17 protein-coding genes are annotated in these 15,837 nt (G+C 65.9%); 10 read left to right on the plus strand and 7 right to left on the minus strand.

Annotated elements, in window-relative coordinates; translation table 11 throughout:
- The first annotated feature begins 94 nt into the window (after positions 1-94).
- Positions 95-1,306 carry an MFS transporter gene (locus tag QRM95_RS08080; protein ID WP_285247280.1) on the plus strand — a complete coding sequence of 404 codons (1,212 nt, stop codon included), beginning with the start codon at positions 95-97 and terminating at the stop codon, positions 1,304-1,306.
- Between the two features lie 11 nt (positions 1,307-1,317).
- Positions 1,318-2,178 carry a 3-hydroxyacyl-CoA dehydrogenase family protein gene (locus tag QRM95_RS08085; RefSeq protein ID WP_285247281.1) on the plus strand — a complete coding sequence of 287 codons (861 nt, stop codon included), beginning with the start codon at positions 1,318-1,320 and terminating at the stop codon, positions 2,176-2,178.
- Positions 2,179-2,273: 95 nt separating this feature from the next.
- On the opposite strand, the gene QRM95_RS08090 is transcribed toward QRM95_RS08085, so the two are convergent.
- From QRM95_RS08090 to QRM95_RS08105, 4 genes are read right to left on the minus strand one after another with little or no spacing between them, the layout of a single operon-like run.
- Positions 2,274-3,467, minus strand: coding sequence for an acetyl-CoA acetyltransferase (locus QRM95_RS08090; RefSeq protein WP_285247282.1), 1,194 nt, complete (start codon positions 3,465-3,467; stop codon positions 2,274-2,276).
- Positions 3,464-4,135 carry a CoA transferase subunit B gene (locus QRM95_RS08095; protein WP_285247283.1) on the minus strand — a complete coding sequence of 224 codons (672 nt, stop codon included), beginning with the start codon at positions 4,133-4,135 and terminating at the stop codon, positions 3,464-3,466. Before QRM95_RS08095 ends, QRM95_RS08090 begins: the two co-directional genes overlap by 4 nt.
- A 44-nt stretch (positions 4,136-4,179) precedes the next feature.
- On the minus strand, positions 4,180-5,619 hold the full coding sequence (locus QRM95_RS08100; RefSeq protein WP_285247284.1) for a short-chain fatty acid transporter: 1,440 nt from the start codon (positions 5,617-5,619) through the stop codon (positions 4,180-4,182).
- A gap of 35 nt (positions 5,620-5,654) precedes the next feature.
- On the minus strand, positions 5,655-6,386 hold the full coding sequence (locus QRM95_RS08105) for a CoA transferase subunit A (protein WP_285247285.1): 732 nt from the start codon (positions 6,384-6,386) through the stop codon (positions 5,655-5,657).
- 163 nt (positions 6,387-6,549) lie between these two features.
- Here QRM95_RS08105 and QRM95_RS08110 point away from each other — a divergent pair, with 163 nt between their 5' ends.
- Positions 6,550-7,341 (plus strand): IclR family transcriptional regulator, encoded by a 792-nt coding sequence (locus tag QRM95_RS08110; RefSeq protein WP_285247286.1) that lies wholly within the window; start codon positions 6,550-6,552, stop codon positions 7,339-7,341.
- Here the strand turns inward: QRM95_RS08110 and nadE are convergent.
- Positions 7,338-8,192, minus strand: coding sequence for an NAD(+) synthase (gene nadE / locus QRM95_RS08115; protein WP_285247287.1), 855 nt, complete (start codon positions 8,190-8,192; stop codon positions 7,338-7,340). The two genes, QRM95_RS08110 and nadE, sit on opposite strands and share 4 nt — an antisense overlap.
- 75 nt (positions 8,193-8,267) lie before the next feature.
- Here nadE and QRM95_RS08120 point away from each other — a divergent pair, with 75 nt between their 5' ends.
- Both QRM95_RS08120 and pyrE read left to right on the plus strand, forming a co-directional pair.
- Complete coding sequence (locus QRM95_RS08120; protein WP_285247288.1) at positions 8,268-9,545, plus strand: FAD-dependent oxidoreductase; 1,278 nt, start codon at positions 8,268-8,270, stop codon at positions 9,543-9,545.
- A 10-nt stretch (positions 9,546-9,555) separates the two neighbouring features.
- Positions 9,556-10,140: an orotate phosphoribosyltransferase gene (gene pyrE, locus QRM95_RS08125; protein ID WP_285247289.1), complete on the plus strand. Its 585-nt coding sequence runs from the start codon at positions 9,556-9,558 to the stop codon at positions 10,138-10,140.
- Between the two features lie 32 nt (positions 10,141-10,172).
- Here the strand turns inward: pyrE and QRM95_RS08130 are convergent, their stop codons facing one another.
- On the minus strand, positions 10,173-10,823 hold the full coding sequence (locus tag QRM95_RS08130) for a flavin reductase family protein (protein ID WP_285247290.1): 651 nt from the start codon (positions 10,821-10,823) through the stop codon (positions 10,173-10,175).
- Between the two features lie 25 nt (positions 10,824-10,848).
- On the opposite strand from QRM95_RS08130, the gene QRM95_RS08135 reads away from it, so the two are divergent.
- From QRM95_RS08135 to QRM95_RS08150, 4 genes are all read left to right on the plus strand, one after another.
- Positions 10,849-11,559, plus strand: coding sequence for an ArsR/SmtB family transcription factor (locus tag QRM95_RS08135; RefSeq protein WP_285247291.1), 711 nt, complete (start codon positions 10,849-10,851; stop codon positions 11,557-11,559).
- Positions 11,560-11,621: 62 nt separating this feature from the next.
- On the plus strand, positions 11,622-12,368 hold the full coding sequence (locus QRM95_RS08140) for a GAF and ANTAR domain-containing protein (RefSeq protein ID WP_285247292.1): 747 nt from the start codon (positions 11,622-11,624) through the stop codon (positions 12,366-12,368).
- Positions 12,369-12,451: 83 nt separating this feature from the next.
- On the plus strand, positions 12,452-13,075 hold the full coding sequence (locus tag QRM95_RS08145) for a hypothetical protein (RefSeq protein ID WP_285247293.1): 624 nt from the start codon (positions 12,452-12,454) through the stop codon (positions 13,073-13,075).
- Positions 13,076-13,145: 70 nt separating this feature from the next.
- The gene (locus tag QRM95_RS08150; RefSeq protein WP_285247294.1) at positions 13,146-14,186 is read left to right on the plus strand and encodes an alpha/beta fold hydrolase; all 1,041 of its coding nucleotides are present in this window, start codon (positions 13,146-13,148) and stop codon (positions 14,184-14,186) included.
- On the opposite strand, the gene QRM95_RS08155 is transcribed toward QRM95_RS08150, so the two are convergent.
- A complete protein-coding gene (locus QRM95_RS08155) occupies positions 14,183-15,025 on the minus strand; it encodes an HAD-IIA family hydrolase (RefSeq protein ID WP_285247295.1) in 843 nt (280 codons plus the stop codon). The genes QRM95_RS08150 and QRM95_RS08155 overlap by 4 nt on opposite strands.
- A 58-nt stretch (positions 15,026-15,083) precedes the next feature.
- Between QRM95_RS08155 and QRM95_RS08160 the strand changes: the two genes are divergently transcribed.
- Entirely contained in the window at positions 15,084-15,740 is a 657-nt protein-coding gene (locus tag QRM95_RS08160) for a TrmH family RNA methyltransferase (protein WP_285247296.1), read from the plus strand.
- Positions 15,741-15,837 lie beyond the last annotated feature (97 nt).

Raw genomic sequence — 15,837 nt, forward strand, 5'->3', positions numbered from 1 at the left:
CACACCAGCCTAAGGCAAAGTATCCGCTTTAGCGGGTATAGCCTCTTAATGCACAGATTGTGCGTTTGGTTGTTTCGAGTAGGCAGGATCAGTTGTGAAGAACACCGGTACCGCGTTCTGGCTTCACGCGGCGCTCTTGACGGTTTTCATCGGGGCTTCGTCGGCGCCGTCGCCGTTGTACGAGTTCTACGCCCGCGAGTGGGGCCTGGGCTCCGCGGCGGTCACGGTAATCTTCGCCGTCTACGCCGTGGCCGTGCTGCTGACGCTGCTGGTGGTCGGCTCCCTGGCCAATCACTTCGGCACCCGGCCGGTGCTCCTGGGGGCGGTGGCGCTGCAGATCGGGGCGATGATGACCTTCGCCTTCGCTCCGGGGCCGGAGGTGCTGTTGGCCGCCCGGGCCCTCCAGGGCGTGGCGACCGGCGCCGCGATGGGTGCCGCGGGCGCCGCGCTGCTGGCGTTCGAAGGCCCGAAGCGCCGCGGCCGCGGGTCCCTGGTCAACAGCGCCGCCTCGCCAATCGGGCTCTCCATTGGCGCGCTCGGGTCCGCCTCCGTGGTCAGGTTCCTCCCCGAGCCCACCAAGACCGTCTACTTCTTCCTCGCCGCGCTCCTGTTGGTCCTTGGTGCGGCGCTGCTCCGGCTGCCCAGCGCCGGCCAGGTGGCCCCGGGCTGGCTGCGGTCCCTGATGCCCGAGGCCCGGATCCCCGGCTCCGCCCGGAAAACCATGGCCTCCACCATGCCGGTGGCCGCGGCCACCTGGGCCCTGGCAGGGTTCTACCTATCGCTGGGCCCGGCCTTGGCGCACGCCATTACCCGGGACAACTCGGTGCTGGTGGGCGGCCTGGCCCTGTTTGCCCTCTTCGTTCCCGGCGCCCTGGCCATCCTGGTGGTCCGCCGCCGCTCGGACCGGACCACGCTGCTGACCGGCGTCATCTCCCTGATCACCGGCATCTCCCTGACCGTGCTGGCCGTCCAGCTCGGATCCGCGCCGCTGTACTTCGCGGGCACGGTGGTGGCCGGCGTCGGCTTCGGCAGCGGGTACTTCGGTGCGATGCGGATGACCCTGCCGCTCTGCGGTCCACACGAGCGGGTGGGCATGCTCTCGAGCATCTACCTGATCTGCTATCTCGGCTTCAGCGTCCCCGCCGTGGCCGCCGGGCTGCTGGTGGCCGTGGCCGGCATGAAGGGGACCACGCTGATCTACGGCGCGGCCCTGGTACTCGCGGCCATTCCGGCCCTGCTCCGCACCCTCCGGAAAAACCCCGCCCACCGTCCCACCCTCGCTGCCGGTTCCCCGGCAGCATCCTGAAAGGAAACGCCATGACCTTCACCCTCCCCGCCGACACCGACGTCCGGCCCATCACAGTCATCGGCGGCGGCACCCTGGGCCGCCGCGTGGCCCTGATGCTGTCGCTGCGCGGCGCCGACGTGCGCATCTTCGACCTCAACCGGGCCGTGGGTCAGGCCGCCGTCGACTTCATCGAGGCCGAGCGCCCCGCCGTCGCGGCGGAGCACGGCGCCGCGCCGGCCGGCCGGATCACCTCCGGTGACGACCTCGCTGCAGCCCTTGGCAACGCCTGGTTGGTGGTCGAGGCGGTGCCCGAAAAACTCGAGCTCAAGCGCGGGATCTTCGCCGACCTGGACCGGCTGGCCCCGGCGGATGCCCTGCTGGCCAGCAACTCGTCGTCGTTCGCGTCCTCGGAGTTCATCGGCGGCGTGGCCAGCCCGGAGCGCGTCCTGAACATGCACTTCTACATGCCGCCAGTGGTGCGCTCGGTGGAACTGATGTCCTGCGGCCTGACAGATCCCGCGGTCCTGGACCTGCTGATGGGCGAACTGCCCGGCTACGCGCTGGCGCCGCACCTGGTCCGGAAGGAAAGCACCGGCTTCATCTTCAACCGGGTCTGGGCTGCGATCAAGCGCGAGGCGCTGCTGGTGGTGGCCGAGGGCGTGGCCGAGCCGGAGGACGTGGACGCCCTGTTCGTGGACGTCTTCAAGGCGGACACGGCGCCGTTCCGGTTCATGGACCAGGTGGGCCTGGACGTGGTGCTCGACATCGAGAACCACTACTGCGAGCTGGCCGGCATGGAGAACAAGTCAGCCCCGCTGCTGCAGGAATACATCGGCAAGGGCTGGATGGGGATCAAGTCCGGGCGCGGCTTCTACAACGACTACGCCTAACGCCCAGGACATAAGCCGGCCGGCGCACCTTAGCGGGTGCGCCGGCCTTCAAGGCCCGCCTGTGGGCGACCTGCACCACGTTCGCGGCCGTCCGTTCAGACAGCCTCAAGGATGCTGACGTAGTTGGCGATGCCGACGCCGCCCATGTTCTGCACCGCAGCCCTGCGCGGGGCCGCCAGCTGCATGTCGCCGGCGGTTCCGGTCAGCTGCATCGCGGCGAGCACATGCTGCGAGACGCCCGTGGCGCCCACCGGATGGCCCTTGGCCTTGAGCCCGCCGGAGACGTTGACCGGCAGCTTTCCGTCCTTGTATACCCAGCCTTCCTCGATGGCACGGGCACCTTCGCCGGGGGCGGTCAGGCCCATGGCTTCGTACATGAGCAGTTCCGCGATGGTGAAGCAGTCATGGACTTCGGCCAGGTCCAGGTCTTCGAGCCCGACGCCGGCCATCGCCAAGGCGCGGTGCCAGGACGCCCGGGTGGCCTCGAACGCCGTGGGGTCGCGGCGGTCGGTGGGGAAGAAGTCGTTGGCTTGGCCGAAGCCGGCAAGCCGTACCGGAGCCGTGGCACCGCCGGTGGGGGAGACGGACAGGACGACGGCGGCTGCACCGTCGGAGACGGGGGAGCAGTCGGTGCGGCGCAGGGGGTCGGCCACCATCGGGTTCTTGTCCGAGACGGTCCGGCAGAACTCCTCGCCAAGGTCCTTGCGGAGCTGGGCGTACGGGTTGTCCACGCCGTTGCGGTGGTTCTTCGCGGCAATGCTGCCCAGCACGTCTCCCAGGTTGCCGGCGGCGTCGTAGCGCTTGGCGTAGTGCTTTGCCACCTCGGCGAAGAGCCCTGTGAAACCCGTGGTGGACTGCTTCCCGGCCATGTCATAGTCCGCCCCGAGAAGCGCGGCCCCCACCACGTCTGCCCCGGCATGGGTCATCTTTTCCGCGCCAATCACCAGGACCGTCTTTGCGGTACCCGCCAGCAACGACTTGGTGCCCTGCTGGAACGCGGCCGAGCCGGAAGCGCATGCGTTCTCCACACGGGTGGCCGGGACGTTGGCCAGGTCCGGGGAAACCTGCAGGGCCAGCGACGACGGGAAGGCCAGCGGCATCATGCCGGCGTTGAACTGGCCCACGTAGACCTCGTCGATCTGCGACGGTTCAACGCCTGCTGTGCTGAGAGCGTTCGTGGCCACCTGAACGATCAGCGATTCGAGGGTCTCGTCCACCAGCTTCCCAAACCTGCTGTGCCCCCAGCCGGTGATCAGGACATCCTTGCCGAACTGTTCTTTCAGGCTCACGCTGCCACTTCCTCGTTCTCAAGCCGGACATCGAAGCCGGCGTCGGTCTTTTCCCGGATCTCCTCTTCGGTGACGCCTGGCGCCAGCCGGGTCAGCGTGAGCTGCCGTCCGCCGTCGTCCGTTTTGTAAAGGTCAAACACGGCGAGGTCGCTGATGATCCTGTCCACACAGCTGAGCCCCGTCAGCGGGAGGGTGCATTGGCTGACGATCTTGGCGCTGCCGTCCTTGGCGTTGTGTTCGGTCAGGACCACCACGCGCGGTGTTCCGGCCACCAGGTCCATGGCGCCGCCCATGCCTTTGACCATCTTGCCCGGGATGGTCCAGTTGGCCAGGTCGCCGTTGCCGGAGACCTGCATGGCGCCCAGGATGGCCACCTTGACGTGGCCCCCGCGGATCATGCCGAACGACGTGGCGGAGTCGAAGATGCTGCCGCCGGGCAACACCGTGACGGTCTGCTTGCCGGCGTTGATCAGGTCCGCGTCCTCTTCGCCCTCGAACGGGAACGGCCCCATGCCCAGCAGCCCGTTCTCGCTCTGCAGCACCACCCGCACGCCCTCGGGCAGGTTGTTGGCCACCAGTGTGGGGATGCCGATCCCCAGGTTGACGTAGTCGCCGTCATTCAGTTCCTCGGCCGCAATCGCAGCCATCTCATCCCTGGTCCAGGCCATGGCGAAACTCCTTCTTGTTTCTCGCAGTATTCGGGTGTCTGTAGTCAGCTGGGTATTACCGGCGGCACGAATTCGAAAGTCATTCCCAGCAGCCAGGCCAACAGCAGCACTACGGGCAGGTGGAACAGGAACTGCTGGAACGTGAAGCCCACCAAGTCGCGCGCCCGCAGGCCCAGGACGGCCAGCAGCGGCAGCATGAAGAACGGGTTGACCAGGTTGGGCAATGCCTCGGCCATGTTGTAGATCTGCACGGTCCAGCCGAGGTTCATGTTCACGTCCGTCGCGGATTGCATGACATAGGGTGCCTCGACCAGCCACTTGCCTCCCCCCGAAGGGACGAACATCCCCAGGAAGGCTGTGTAGAGGGCGATGATGATGGCGAACGCCCCGTTACCGCCGATGCTGGTGAAGAACTGCGCCAAGTGCTCGGACACGGACAGGCCGCCGGCGCCCGTCGCCTTGGTGAGGATGGCCGCCATCGCCGCATAGAGCGGGAACTGGACCAGGATTCCGGCTGTTGCGGGCACGGCCTTGGCCACTGACTGCAGGAACCTTCGCGGCGTGCCGTGCAGCACCAGCCCCAGCATGAGGAAGACCAGGAGGTAACCGTTCAGTGAGCTGACCACGCTCAGGATGGGCAGGGTCAGGAGCTGGGACACCAGCCAGCCGAGGGTGAGCACCCCCGCCAGGATGGGCAGGGCCCTGCTGTATTCGAGCCACTCGCCTGGGCGGGACTTCCCGTCCGGCGGCTCGGGCTGGTCGTCAAGGTCGACGCCGAGATCGGCGGCTGTCTTGATGGCGCTCCCGGTCGGCGCGGAAAAGTGGGCAATGACGGTTGTCAGCAGCATCAGGATGACGAGCGTCAGCAGGGACTGCCACGTGAAAATGGTGGTGCCGAAATCCAGGACGCCGGTGATCTTCAGGAGCGCCGGTGGAATGGAAGCCTTGGTTGCCTGGAGCTGGGCCGCGGAGGAGGACATCCCCAGCGCCCAGACTGCGCCCAGTCCCATGAACGCCGCCGCGCCGAGGGCCCGGTAATCAACGCGGAGGTCCGCGCGCCGGGCCACTGCACGGGCCAGGAGTCCGCCGAAGATCAGGCTCAGGCCCCAATTGACGAATGACACCGACATGGACATGACCGCGACGAAGCTGACGGCGGTCCGTGCGGAGCCGGGAACCTGGGCCAGGCGCTCAATCAGCCGGGCCACCGGCGGCGAGGTTGCCACGACGTAACCGGTCAGGACAACCATTGACATCTGCAGGGTGAAAGCGGTGAGGTCCCAGAATCCGTTGCCGAAGGAATCCACCACGGCTTTGGGCGAAGCGCCTGCCGCCAACGCTGCGACGGCGACGAGCAGCACGCCTGCGAGGGCGAAGATATACGCGTCCGGGAACCATTTCTGTGTCCATCCGGCCAGTCTCTCCGCCATCCGGGCCAGGCCCTTTTGGCGGACACCCAGGACATCGGGTTGCGTGGTGGTCATGAAGTGGTGCTCTCCCTTGAGTTCCCGGTCCCGGCTCAGACGGCCAGCGCTTCGGCGCCGGCAGCCACAGTGCGCTGGCGTACCGTCCGCTGCTCGATGTCCTTCACCCGGGCCGTGGCCTGCACAAGCCGCTGGACAAAGACCCCGGGGGTGACGATGTGGTTCGGGTCCAGTTCGCCGGGGGAGACGATGACTTCCGCTTCGGCGATGGTGAGGACAGCTGCGGTTGCCACCACCGGGTTGAAGTTCCGGGCAGTGAAACGGTAAGTGAGGTTGCCGTCCGTGTCCGCGGTGTGCGCGTGGACCAGTGCGACGTCGGCCTTGATGGCGCGCTCCTGGACGAAGGTTTCGCCGTCGAACACCTCGTGCGGCTTGCCCTCGGCCACCAGGGTGCCCACGCCGGTTTTGGTGTAGAACGCCGGGATGCCGGCGCCGGCGGCGCGGAGGCGTTCCGCCAGTGTTCCCTGCGGGGTGAACTCAACCTCGAGTTTCCCTGCGAGGTACTGCTCCGCGAAGAGTTTGTTCTCGCCAACGTAGGAGGCGATGACCTTGCGGACCTGGCCGGCTTCGATCAGGATGCCCAGGCCTTTGCCGTCCACGCCCATGTTGTTCGAGACGACGGTCAGTTCCTTGACGCCGGAGTCGCGCACCGCCTCGATCAGGTCAGCGGGGATGCCGCTCAGGCCAAAGCCGCCAACGGCGAGGGTCATCCCGTCGCGCAGCGCGCCTTCCAGGGCTGCGATGGCAGAAGGCTGGAGTTTGTTCACGATGTCTCCTCGTTGAGCGCAGTAGGCGTCCACTTAGTGGACGCGGGATCTGCTTCTGGAGACTACGGGCGGCTCAATGAACCTGTCAAGGAAACATTGCCATGGAATTACAGTGTGGACGTTATGCTTGAGCATATCCATATTGTGGACATTAGGAGGGGTTGTGACCACGACGCCGGTGCAGGGTGCCCAGGTGGTGACGCGGATTGCCGGACTGCTGCGGCTCGTGGGCCGGAGTGCGGAGGGCATGCCGCTGGCCGGGCTGGTCCGCGAATCAGGGCTCACCCGCCCCACGGTCCACCGGCTCCTTTCGTCCCTCGCCTCTGAAGGCTTGCTGGACCACGATCCCGCCACCGGCAACTGGGTGCTCGGCCCGGAGGTGCTGCTCATGGGGTCGGTGGCCGCGGCACGGTTTCCGATGGAGGACATTGCCCGCCCCAGCCTTCGGCGACTTGCCGAGGCCACGGGGGAGAGCGCCTTCTTTTCGATCCGGCGCGGCGCTGAGACGGTCTGCCTGCTGCGGGAGGAAGGAAGCTTCCCCGTGCGTTCCTTCGTCCTGCACGAGGGCGTCCGGTTCCCGCTGGGCGTCGCGTCAGCCGGCACAGCCATCCTGGCCTTCCTGCCGGAAAGCGAGCAGGAGGAACTGCTGGACCGGTGGACCCACCACGCAGGAGCATTTGCGGCAAACCACACGGCCGCCCTGGTCCGGAAAAACCTTGCCCGCACACGGCTGGCCGGCTACTCGGTGAACCCCGGGCTGGTCCTGGAGGGCAGCTGGGGGATGGGCGCGGCTGTGTTCGACCGATCCGGCAAGCCGGCCTGGGCTTTGTCGTTGACCGGCATTGAGCCGCGCTTCAAACCGGAACGGCAGGAGGAACTGGGTGGGCTGCTGATGGCGGAGGCGCACCGGATTACGCAGCAGTTGGGCGGCGCGGACAGCCGGCGTTCCCGCTAGAGTCCGGCGCGGGGCTCCTCCGGGCCCTGGTCCTTCCACCAGGTGTCAAAGATGGTCACCGGAACCGTGCGCTTGTGGCGGGTGCGAATGAACTTCTGTTCGATCGATTCGGCCACTGTTTCCGGAACGTCGCGGCCTTCGAGGTAGTCGTCGATCTGGTCGTAGCTGATGCCGAGTTCGTCTTCGTCAGTGCGGCCGGGCCTGTCATCGAGGAGGTCGGCGGTGGGAACCTTCTCCCAGATGCGGGCCGGCGCTCCCAGTTCGGCCAACAGGGCCCGGTTCTGCCGCTTGTTGAGGCCGAACAGGGGCAGGATGTCCGCGCCGCCGTCGCCGTACTTGGTGAAGAAGCCGGTCACGGATTCGGCGCCGTGGTCTGTGCCGATCACCAGGTAGTTGAATTCCCCGGCCAGTGCGTACTGGGCGATCATGCGGGTACGGGCTTTCGTGTTGCCCTTGTGGAAGTCGGAAATCTCCGAGCCCACCGTTTTTTCGAACTCGTCCTCAAAACCGTCCACGGCTGCGGAGATGTTGAAGGTCCACTCGGTCTTGGCCTTGATGAAGTCCAGGGCTGCCTGCGCGTCATCCTCATCGTGCTGCACGCCGTACGGCAGCCGCACAGCCACGAAGTTCGCTTCCACGCCCTCGGCCTGGAGTTCCTCCACCGCCAGCTGCGCAAGGCGCCCGGCCAGGGAGGAATCCAGGCCGCCGGAGATGCCCAGGACGAAGCCCTTGGTATGCGTTGCCTTGAGGTATTCCTTCAGGAATGTGACGCGCTTGCGCACCTCCCCTGCGGGGTCGATCCGGGGCAGAACGCCCATTTCTTCAATGATTTTGGCCTGGAGTTCGCGCATGTGGTCCAGCCTAGCCAGCGCTGTCAACAACCCTCAACTGTTCCGGACGCGCGGCGCCCGGCGTAGCGTAACTGCATGGAGCGGACAGGGTGTGCAGTGGTGGGCGGCGGCCCGGCGGGAATGATGCTCGGACTGTTGCTGGCCAGGGCCGGGGTGGACGTGGCCGTCCTGGAAAAGCACGGCGATTTCCTGCGCGATTTCCGCGGCGACACAGTGCATGCCTCCACGATCCGGCTGATGGACGAGCTGGGCCTGGGCCACGGATTCCGTGCCCTGCCGCAAAGCCGCCTGCAGAATGTGGCATTCCCGGTGCCGGGAGCCGGCCTGGTTACCCTGGCTGACTTCGACTCCTTGAAACCCCCGTACAACTATGTGGCCATGATGCCGCAGTGGGACTTCCTGGATTTCCTTGCATCCGCCGCCAAGGCTGAACCAACATTCACCCTCCTGATGGAATCTGAAGCCACGGGATTGGAGTTCGACGACGGCGGACGCGTCGCCGGGGTACGCTTCCGGGCCGCCGGCGACACCGCTGCGGGCGCAGACCGGGTGCTTCACGCCGACTTGGTGGTCGCCGCTGATGGCCGGCAGTCGGTGTTGCGACGGGCCGCGGGGTTGTCCCCGAAGGAGTATCCCGTGCCGTTTGATGTGTGGTGGTTCAAACTTCCGCGCCGGGCGTCTGGAGGGAGTGGGGCGGCCGGGGTGGTCCCGGCGTTCGGTGACCGGGAAGCCATGATTGCACTGAACCGCACTGACTACTACCAGATGGGGTATCTCGCCCCGAAAGGCGCCGATGCAAGGATCCGGGCCGAGGGTGTGGAACGGTTCCGCCGGCGTGTGGCGGCACTCCGCCCCGACCTGGCGGACAGTGTCGGTTCGATCGGCAGCGTGGAAGACCTGCACTGGCTCGACGTCAGGCTGAACCGCCTGCGCCGGTGGCATGCCGACGGTTTCCTGTGTATCGGAGACGCCGCGCATGCCATGTCCCCGGCCGGGGGCGTAGGAATCAACCTGGCCATCCAGGACGCGGTGGCCGCTGCGAGGCGGCTGGCGCCGGACCTGCGCCGCGGACAGGTGCGTACCGCCACCCTTGCTGCGGTCCAGCGCCGCCGCTGGATGCCCACCGTGGTGGTGCAAATCGTGCAGCGGACCATGCACCGGGCAGTGTTCGTTCCGTTGTTCGCCGGGAAATTTCCTTCAGCCGACGCAGCCGGAAACACGTCCAGGCTCCGCCAGGCGCTGCTGTTCGCTGTCAGGCACAACCCGGTCTTGCGGCGCATCCTGCCGCGGGTCATCGCTTTCGGTCCGCTTCCGGAGCACGCGCCAGGCTTTGCCCGCCCGCTCACCCACTAAACTGGAGCCCATGACTTCGCCCACTCACGCTGCGCCAGACGCTGCCGCTGCCCGCGCCCGACTGCTCGAACTGATCAAGGAGCTCGCCGTTGTCCGCGGCAAGGTGATCCTTTCCAGCGGGGCTGAGGCCGACTACTACATCGACCTGCGCAGGATCACCCTGCACCACGAAGCCTCCAAGCTGGTGGGCCAGGTGATGTTGGCCCTGGCTGACGACGCCGGGATCGACTTTGAGTGCGCCGGCGGGCTCACCGTGGGCGCAGACCCGGTTGGTACCGCGGTGATGCACGCCGCGGTTGACGCAGGCCGGCCAGTTGACGCTTTCGTGGTCCGCAAAGCCCAGAAGTCTTACGGCATGGGCCGCCAGGTGGAGGGACCTTCCGTCGAAGGACGGAAGGTGCTGGTCCTGGAGGATACGTCCACCACCGGAGGATCGGCGCTGACGGCAGTGGAAGGCGTGCGGAAGGCTGGGGGGAACGTGGTGGCCGTGGCCGTCATCGTTGACCGCGACACCGGCGCCAAGGAAAAGATCGAGGCTGAAACGGGTGTTCCCTACCTGTTCGCGTTCGGCAAGGACGAGCTCGGCCTTGCCTAGTACCCGGTAAGGGCGGCGGCAGGACGCTGCCCTTACCGCCCGGCTGGCTCCGGCAGCCGCTGCTCCGCCCTGGTGTTGGCTCCAAGGTGGTGGCCCTGCCCGAAATAGTGGCGGAACGTATAGAACAGCGGTTGCCATGCGCCGACGTCCACATGTCGTGCGTCGAGGGCAAGGTCGTCCCTGACGTGGACTTTGCGCACCCGGACGTGCACCGCCTCCATCTCCGTGTCCAGGGACAGGCTGTTTTCCAGGGTTGCCTCAATGTGGACGGGGCATTCGGCGATCCGGGGCGGCGAAACTTCCATGCTCGGAAGGCTGGTCCAGCCGGTAAGGGCCCATTTGTCGGGCACGTGCCGGTACAGCCGCTTCTTCTGGGGCGGTACCGGGTCCATTCCAGTAGTCATGGCAATCTGCTCTATTTTCCCGGCCAGGCGCGCCTCGGGAAGGTTGAGTACAACTTCGCGGCTCCGCATCAAATTCGCGTGGCCCTGGTTGGCGGTGCCGAGTCCCAGGAGGTAATGGTCCCCCAGGGACCATGCAGAGGATATGGGTGTGATGTTCGTGCTGCCATCGGGGTTCGCGGTGGTCAGAAGGACAACGAGGGAGCCAAAGTAGTGGGCGCCCGGGGTGATGGCGGTGAACATGCCCCAATAGTCGCCCCTCAACAGTTTGGTGCCGGCCAAACCCTCTCCGTGGAACTATTGGAGCATGGCACCATTCTGGGCAGATGACTTGGCCTTGACGGCGCGGGCCATGGCTGAGGAGTCGAGGGCCAGGATGCTGATCTCCCTCATGGACGCGCGGGCATGGACCGCGGCTGAACTGGCGGAGAGCGCTGGCATCACCCGCGGGACCGCCACGGTGCACCTTAACAAACTTACTGACGCGGGGTTGGTAGAGGACGTCCGCCAGGGGCGGCACAGGTATGTGAGGCTGAAGAACCGGAACGTGGCGGACGCGGTGGAGGCGCTGGTCCGGCTGAGCCCGCGCGCAGAACCCGTGGTGCCCCGGTCCTTCCGGGCGCAGAAACATAACCACGAACTGAAACAAGGCCGGACCTGTTACCGCCACCTGGCCGGGGAACTCGGGGTTGCAGTGACCCGGACCTGGGTGGGCAAAGGGCTCCTCTCATCCGACTGGACGGTCACTGACAACGGCCGGGCCTGGGCTCGCGATGTTGGGATGCCCTTACCGGAGAACCCCACCCGTGCGCTGGCACGGCCATGCCTGGACTGGACCGAACGGGTAGACCACGCGGCCGGGCTTTTTGCCGAACTGTTCGCAGCAGCCGCGCTGGACCGGGGCTGGTTGATCCGTGGCTCGCACCAGCGCTCCGTCCGGCTGACCGCCTTCGGCTCCGAAGAATTGCGTCGGTACGGACTGGGGCCCGCACTTGGTCAGGGCCAGCGGGTGACCTAATATTTGCCTTATCACCCTTCAGTTGCTTGGAGACCACGCACTTGCCCAGCCCAGAACATCCTTTGAGCGCTACCGACAAGGTCCAGAACCTGATTTTGGACAGCGCCGACTTTGAGGACTTCCTCAACGAGCTTGCGCGCTTTTCCGCGCACCAGATGGCAGGCGACGGCGACGACGCCCTGTGCGGTATCACACTGCTCCGTGACCGCAAGGCGGCCACAATCGGCTGGAGCAGTGACTCTGCCCGGGAAGTGGATGAAATCCAGTACTCCCTGTCCCAAGGGCCGTGCCTTACCGCGGCAAAGGACGAACGCGAGGTCTATGTTCCGGACCTTTTCGAGGAGGACAGGTGGGGGCCGGACTACGCCAACGCTGTTGCGTCCCACGGGCTGCGTTCGGTGCTTTCCCTGCCCTTCAACCTGCAGGGCGAGGCCAAGGCTGCCTTGAACCTCTATTCCGACGTCCCGCACAAGTTCGATGGCGGGGCGGCTGCCCGTGCGCGGGACTTCACCAGGGAGATTTCGCAGGCACTGCGCCTAGCGGTCAGGTTCTCACTGCATGCGGACAGCGCCTCAAATCTCCGCGCCACCCTGGAATCGCGGACCATCATCGACATCGCCATTGGCATTGTCATGGCGCAAAACCGCTGCAGCCAGTCGGCCGCCGTCGAAATCCTCACGGAGGCGTCCAGCAACAGCAACACCAAGCTGCGGGACATCGCCAGGTCGCTGGTGGATTCCGTCGGCGGGGCAGGCGCGCACACCCACTACCAGGAGCCGGGAAGCGTCAGGCCGGGCCAGAGCGCCTGAGGGACGGCTTGTGCGGGGCTCCCGCTGGAGGTTACGCTTGCGGAGGTTGAGCCGTCGGCCATAGAACCTCTTTTGGAGTACCTATGGACCGCGCGCTTGACGCACTAGTTGACCTCGATGTCTCAGCTGACATCGTCCGGATTGAAGTCCGGGGAACCCTTCGCCACGACACCCGTGCGGAACTCGTCCACATTATTCGACGTGTCCGGCGGATGGGCCTGCGTTGCCGCATTTGTGTTGACCTTTCGCAGGCTGCCCTCATTGAATCATCGGCGCTCGCCGGGTTGCGCGGCGACCTGAACGCCATGGACACCAACTCCCTGCCAGGCCTGCCCTCCGCGGGGGTGACCCTCCAGCTCGTAACCGCCAGTTACGACCGCAATGCCGACGGCCCGTCGACCACCCAACCGCTCCTCATGGACGACGATGTTACGGAGCTGTTCACCGGTGGCGGTGATTTTGCCGAGGGACTTCCTCAGTTGCCGGTGATTTTTTTCGAAGTCCTCTACGGCCGCCCGCTGACCGAGTACTCGGACGAAGAACTGCTCAACGCCAGCGATTCCGTCTTCGCCCTGCTGGACAACCCGCAGGCGTTTGACGGTGCGGACCTGCTGGGCCGCTACAACGACATTGGCCTGGAAATCGTCCGCCGGCAGCAAAAGCCCCAGGCTCCGTTCCCCGCAGCGGAGGGCCAGGCGGCCAGCTGACCGCCGCGTCGCGGAATGGTTACATACCGCTCCTTGCGGCGTTTAGTTCAGGTGTGCTTACGGTAGGGGTGTGCCGTATGAGGGGGAGAGAGGTCCGGAAAACCGGCGCGGGGTCCCCCAGGCCCGGCTGCTGGCGGAGGCGGCTGCCCTCAGACGCTTTTCCCGCCGGACGTTCCTCGCCGGTGCCGGGGCCTCAGGGTTGCTCGCTGCGGACATGCTGCTGACCCGTGAAGTGCAGTCGCAGCGCCAAACCACCAAGATCCTGCCTGTTGCGGATGATTTCGCCGACGCCTATTACCCGGACGCCTGCTGGTTCCTCTTTCCCGGGTACAAAACCAGCTGGGAAGAAGCGCAGTGGATCCTCAACACCCTTCGCGGCTCGCTGAACAAGCGCGCCCGGCTTGCCGCCGTCGGCTATTCCAACCTGGGCCTGGACGTCACCGAAGTGGTCCGCGCGATCTCCGAGTACGTCGCCGTGGAGAAGATCACCAAACTGTTCTTCTATGGGCACAGCTTCGGCGGCATGCTGGCCACCCAAGTAGCCGCCCGGCTCCTTGCCGTGGCAGGTATCCAGGTGCAGTTCATCCTGCTGGACTCAAGTCCCTACAGTGCGCATGACGTCCTGGACCAGAGCTGGTTCGACGGCGTGGTGTTCCTTTACGAGCGCGGCTTCAGGTTCCCGTCCACCCTCCGCGGCGGCTACGAACTGGGGGAACGGATCATCCACAAGGACGAACGGAGCTGGCGCCAGATCCTGGACCAGACGCTGGAACAACTTTCGCCGATCGCCCCTTCCAGCGTGCTCATCCAGACCGAGTCGGCGTACATCTACCACTTCGAGGGCAGCCAGTTCGCGGGGCAGCTTGGAACGGCCAAGATGGCCTACGTCGGCAACCCCAAAGACCAGACCGTCGACTACGAAACGGCCTCGGAGACGTGGGCCGTGGCGTTCAAGGACAACATGGTATCCAGCGGCCTGCAAACCATCGGAGCCGCGCCGGCCCACGCCAGCCCCGGCTGGAACCCGCAAATCTACCGGCCCCTCCTGACGGAGCTGCTGGACGAGTACTTCCCGTTGCCCAGGGGCGGCTCCCGGGTAAGTATCTTCTAGATCTGGTTCTTCAGGTCCGCCACGGAGTTCAGCACCTGGTTGGGCCGGAACGGGTAGGCGGCAATATCGTCCTTATGCGTGATGCCGCTGAGCACCAGCACCGTGTGCAGGCCCGCCTCCATGCCCGCGATGATGTCCGTGTCCATTCGGTCACCGATCATGGCCGTGGTCTCGGAGTGGGCGTCGATCTGGTTCATCGCGGAACGGAACATCATCGGGTTCGGCTTGCCCACAATGTAGGGTTCCCGGCCGGTGGCCTTGGTGATCAGGGCGGCGATCGCCCCGGTGGCTGGCATGGGGCCGTCCTTGGACGGGCCGGTGGCATCCGGGTTGGTCGCTATGAACCTGGCGCCGGCCAGGATCAGGCGGATGGCCATGGTGATGGCCTCGAAGGAGTACGTCCGGGTCTCGCCGAGCACCACGAAGTCCGGATTCTGGTCGGTGAGGATGAAACCCGCCTCGTGCAGCGCCGTCGTCAGGCCCGCCTCGCCGATGGTGTAGGCGCGGTTTCCGGATTCCGAGCCGCGCACCTGGTCCTTCAGGAACTGGGCCGTGGCCAGCGCCGAGGTCCAGATATTTTCCTCCGGGATTTCCAAACCTGAGGAGCGCAGGCGGGCAGCAAGGTCGCGCGGGGTGAAGATCGAGTTGTTGGTCAGCACCAGGAACCGCTTGGATGTATCCACCCAGCGCTGGATCAGCTCCGCAGCGCCCGGAATAGGCTGGTTCTCGTGGACCAGGACGCCGTCCATGTCCGTCAGCCAGCATTCAATTTCTTGGCCGTTGCGGTAAACCGCGGGGTTTCCTGCTGCCTGGACTTCTTCTGCCACGTCTACCTCCACCGGTGATGAATGCTCCAGTGGTCCAGTCTAGTGTTGAAGGGTGAACCAAACGCCCGGGATGACAGACGAACCCAACCGCGAGCCCGGGGATGCCGAACCCGCCAAGGCCGAGGTCGGCGTCGGGCCCTGGGAAGGCGAATGGCCGGAAGGCGACCACTGGGACCCTGACCTCCTGGCGGACGGGGACCGGCGCAACGTGCTGGACAAGTACCGCTACTGGAAACACGAGGCGATCGTTGCGGAGCTGGACTCGCGGCGGCACAACTTCCACGTGGCCATCGAAAACTGGCAGCACGACCTCAATATCGGCACGGTGGTGCGCACCGCCAACGCCTTCCTCGCCAAAGAGGTCCACATTATCGGCCGACGGCGGTGGAACAGGCGCGGTGCCATGGTCACCGACCGCTACCAGCACGTACGCCACCACCCCACCGTGGAGGACTTCGTCCAGTGGGCGCAGGGGGAGGGGCTCGCCATCATCGGGATCGACATCTTCCCGGACTCCGTCCCGCTGGAAACCTACGAGCTGCCCCGGGACTGCGTGCTGGTGTTCGGACAGGAAGGCCCGGGCCTGACTTCGGAGGTCAACGAGGCAGCCGTCGCCACCCTGTCCATCGAGCAGTTTGGCTCCACCCGGTCCATCAACGCCGCCTCCGCAGCCGCCATCGCCATGCACGCCTGGGTCCGCCGGCACGTCTTCGGCCAGCACGTCTGAGTATTACCAACCCGTGACCCGAAACACCCGGCCTGCCCGGGAATGGCTAGGATGGTGCCTAGCCGTAAGCGGTCTACTTGAGGGTCATCCACCCACA

The sequence above is a fragment of the Pseudarthrobacter sp. efr-133-R2A-89 genome, assembly GCF_030209315.1.
Taxonomy (GTDB): domain Bacteria; phylum Actinomycetota; class Actinomycetes; order Actinomycetales; family Micrococcaceae; genus Arthrobacter.

Excerpts from the sequence above, each read along its gene's own strand:
- QRM95_RS08095 (WP_285247283.1), bottom strand. The coding sequence starts at position 4,135 with ATGGCCTGGACCAGGGATGAGATGGCTGCGATTGCGGCCGAGGAACTG.
- QRM95_RS08160 (WP_285247296.1), top strand. The coding sequence starts at position 15,084 with ATGACAGACGAACCCAACCGCGAGCCCGGGGATGCCGAACCCGCCAAG.
- QRM95_RS08135 (WP_285247291.1), top strand. The coding sequence starts at position 10,849 with ATGGCACCATTCTGGGCAGATGACTTGGCCTTGACGGCGCGGGCCATG.
- QRM95_RS08120 (WP_285247288.1), top strand. The coding sequence starts at position 8,268 with ATGGAGCGGACAGGGTGTGCAGTGGTGGGCGGCGGCCCGGCGGGAATG.
- QRM95_RS08100 (WP_285247284.1), bottom strand. The coding sequence starts at position 5,619 with ATGACCACCACGCAACCCGATGTCCTGGGTGTCCGCCAAAAGGGCCTG.
- QRM95_RS08085 (WP_285247281.1), top strand. The coding sequence starts at position 1,318 with ATGACCTTCACCCTCCCCGCCGACACCGACGTCCGGCCCATCACAGTC.
- QRM95_RS08145 (WP_285247293.1), top strand. The coding sequence starts at position 12,452 with ATGGACCGCGCGCTTGACGCACTAGTTGACCTCGATGTCTCAGCTGAC.
- nadE (WP_285247287.1), bottom strand. The coding sequence starts at position 8,192 with ATGCGCGAACTCCAGGCCAAAATCATTGAAGAAATGGGCGTTCTGCCC.
- pyrE (WP_285247289.1), top strand. The coding sequence starts at position 9,556 with ATGACTTCGCCCACTCACGCTGCGCCAGACGCTGCCGCTGCCCGCGCC.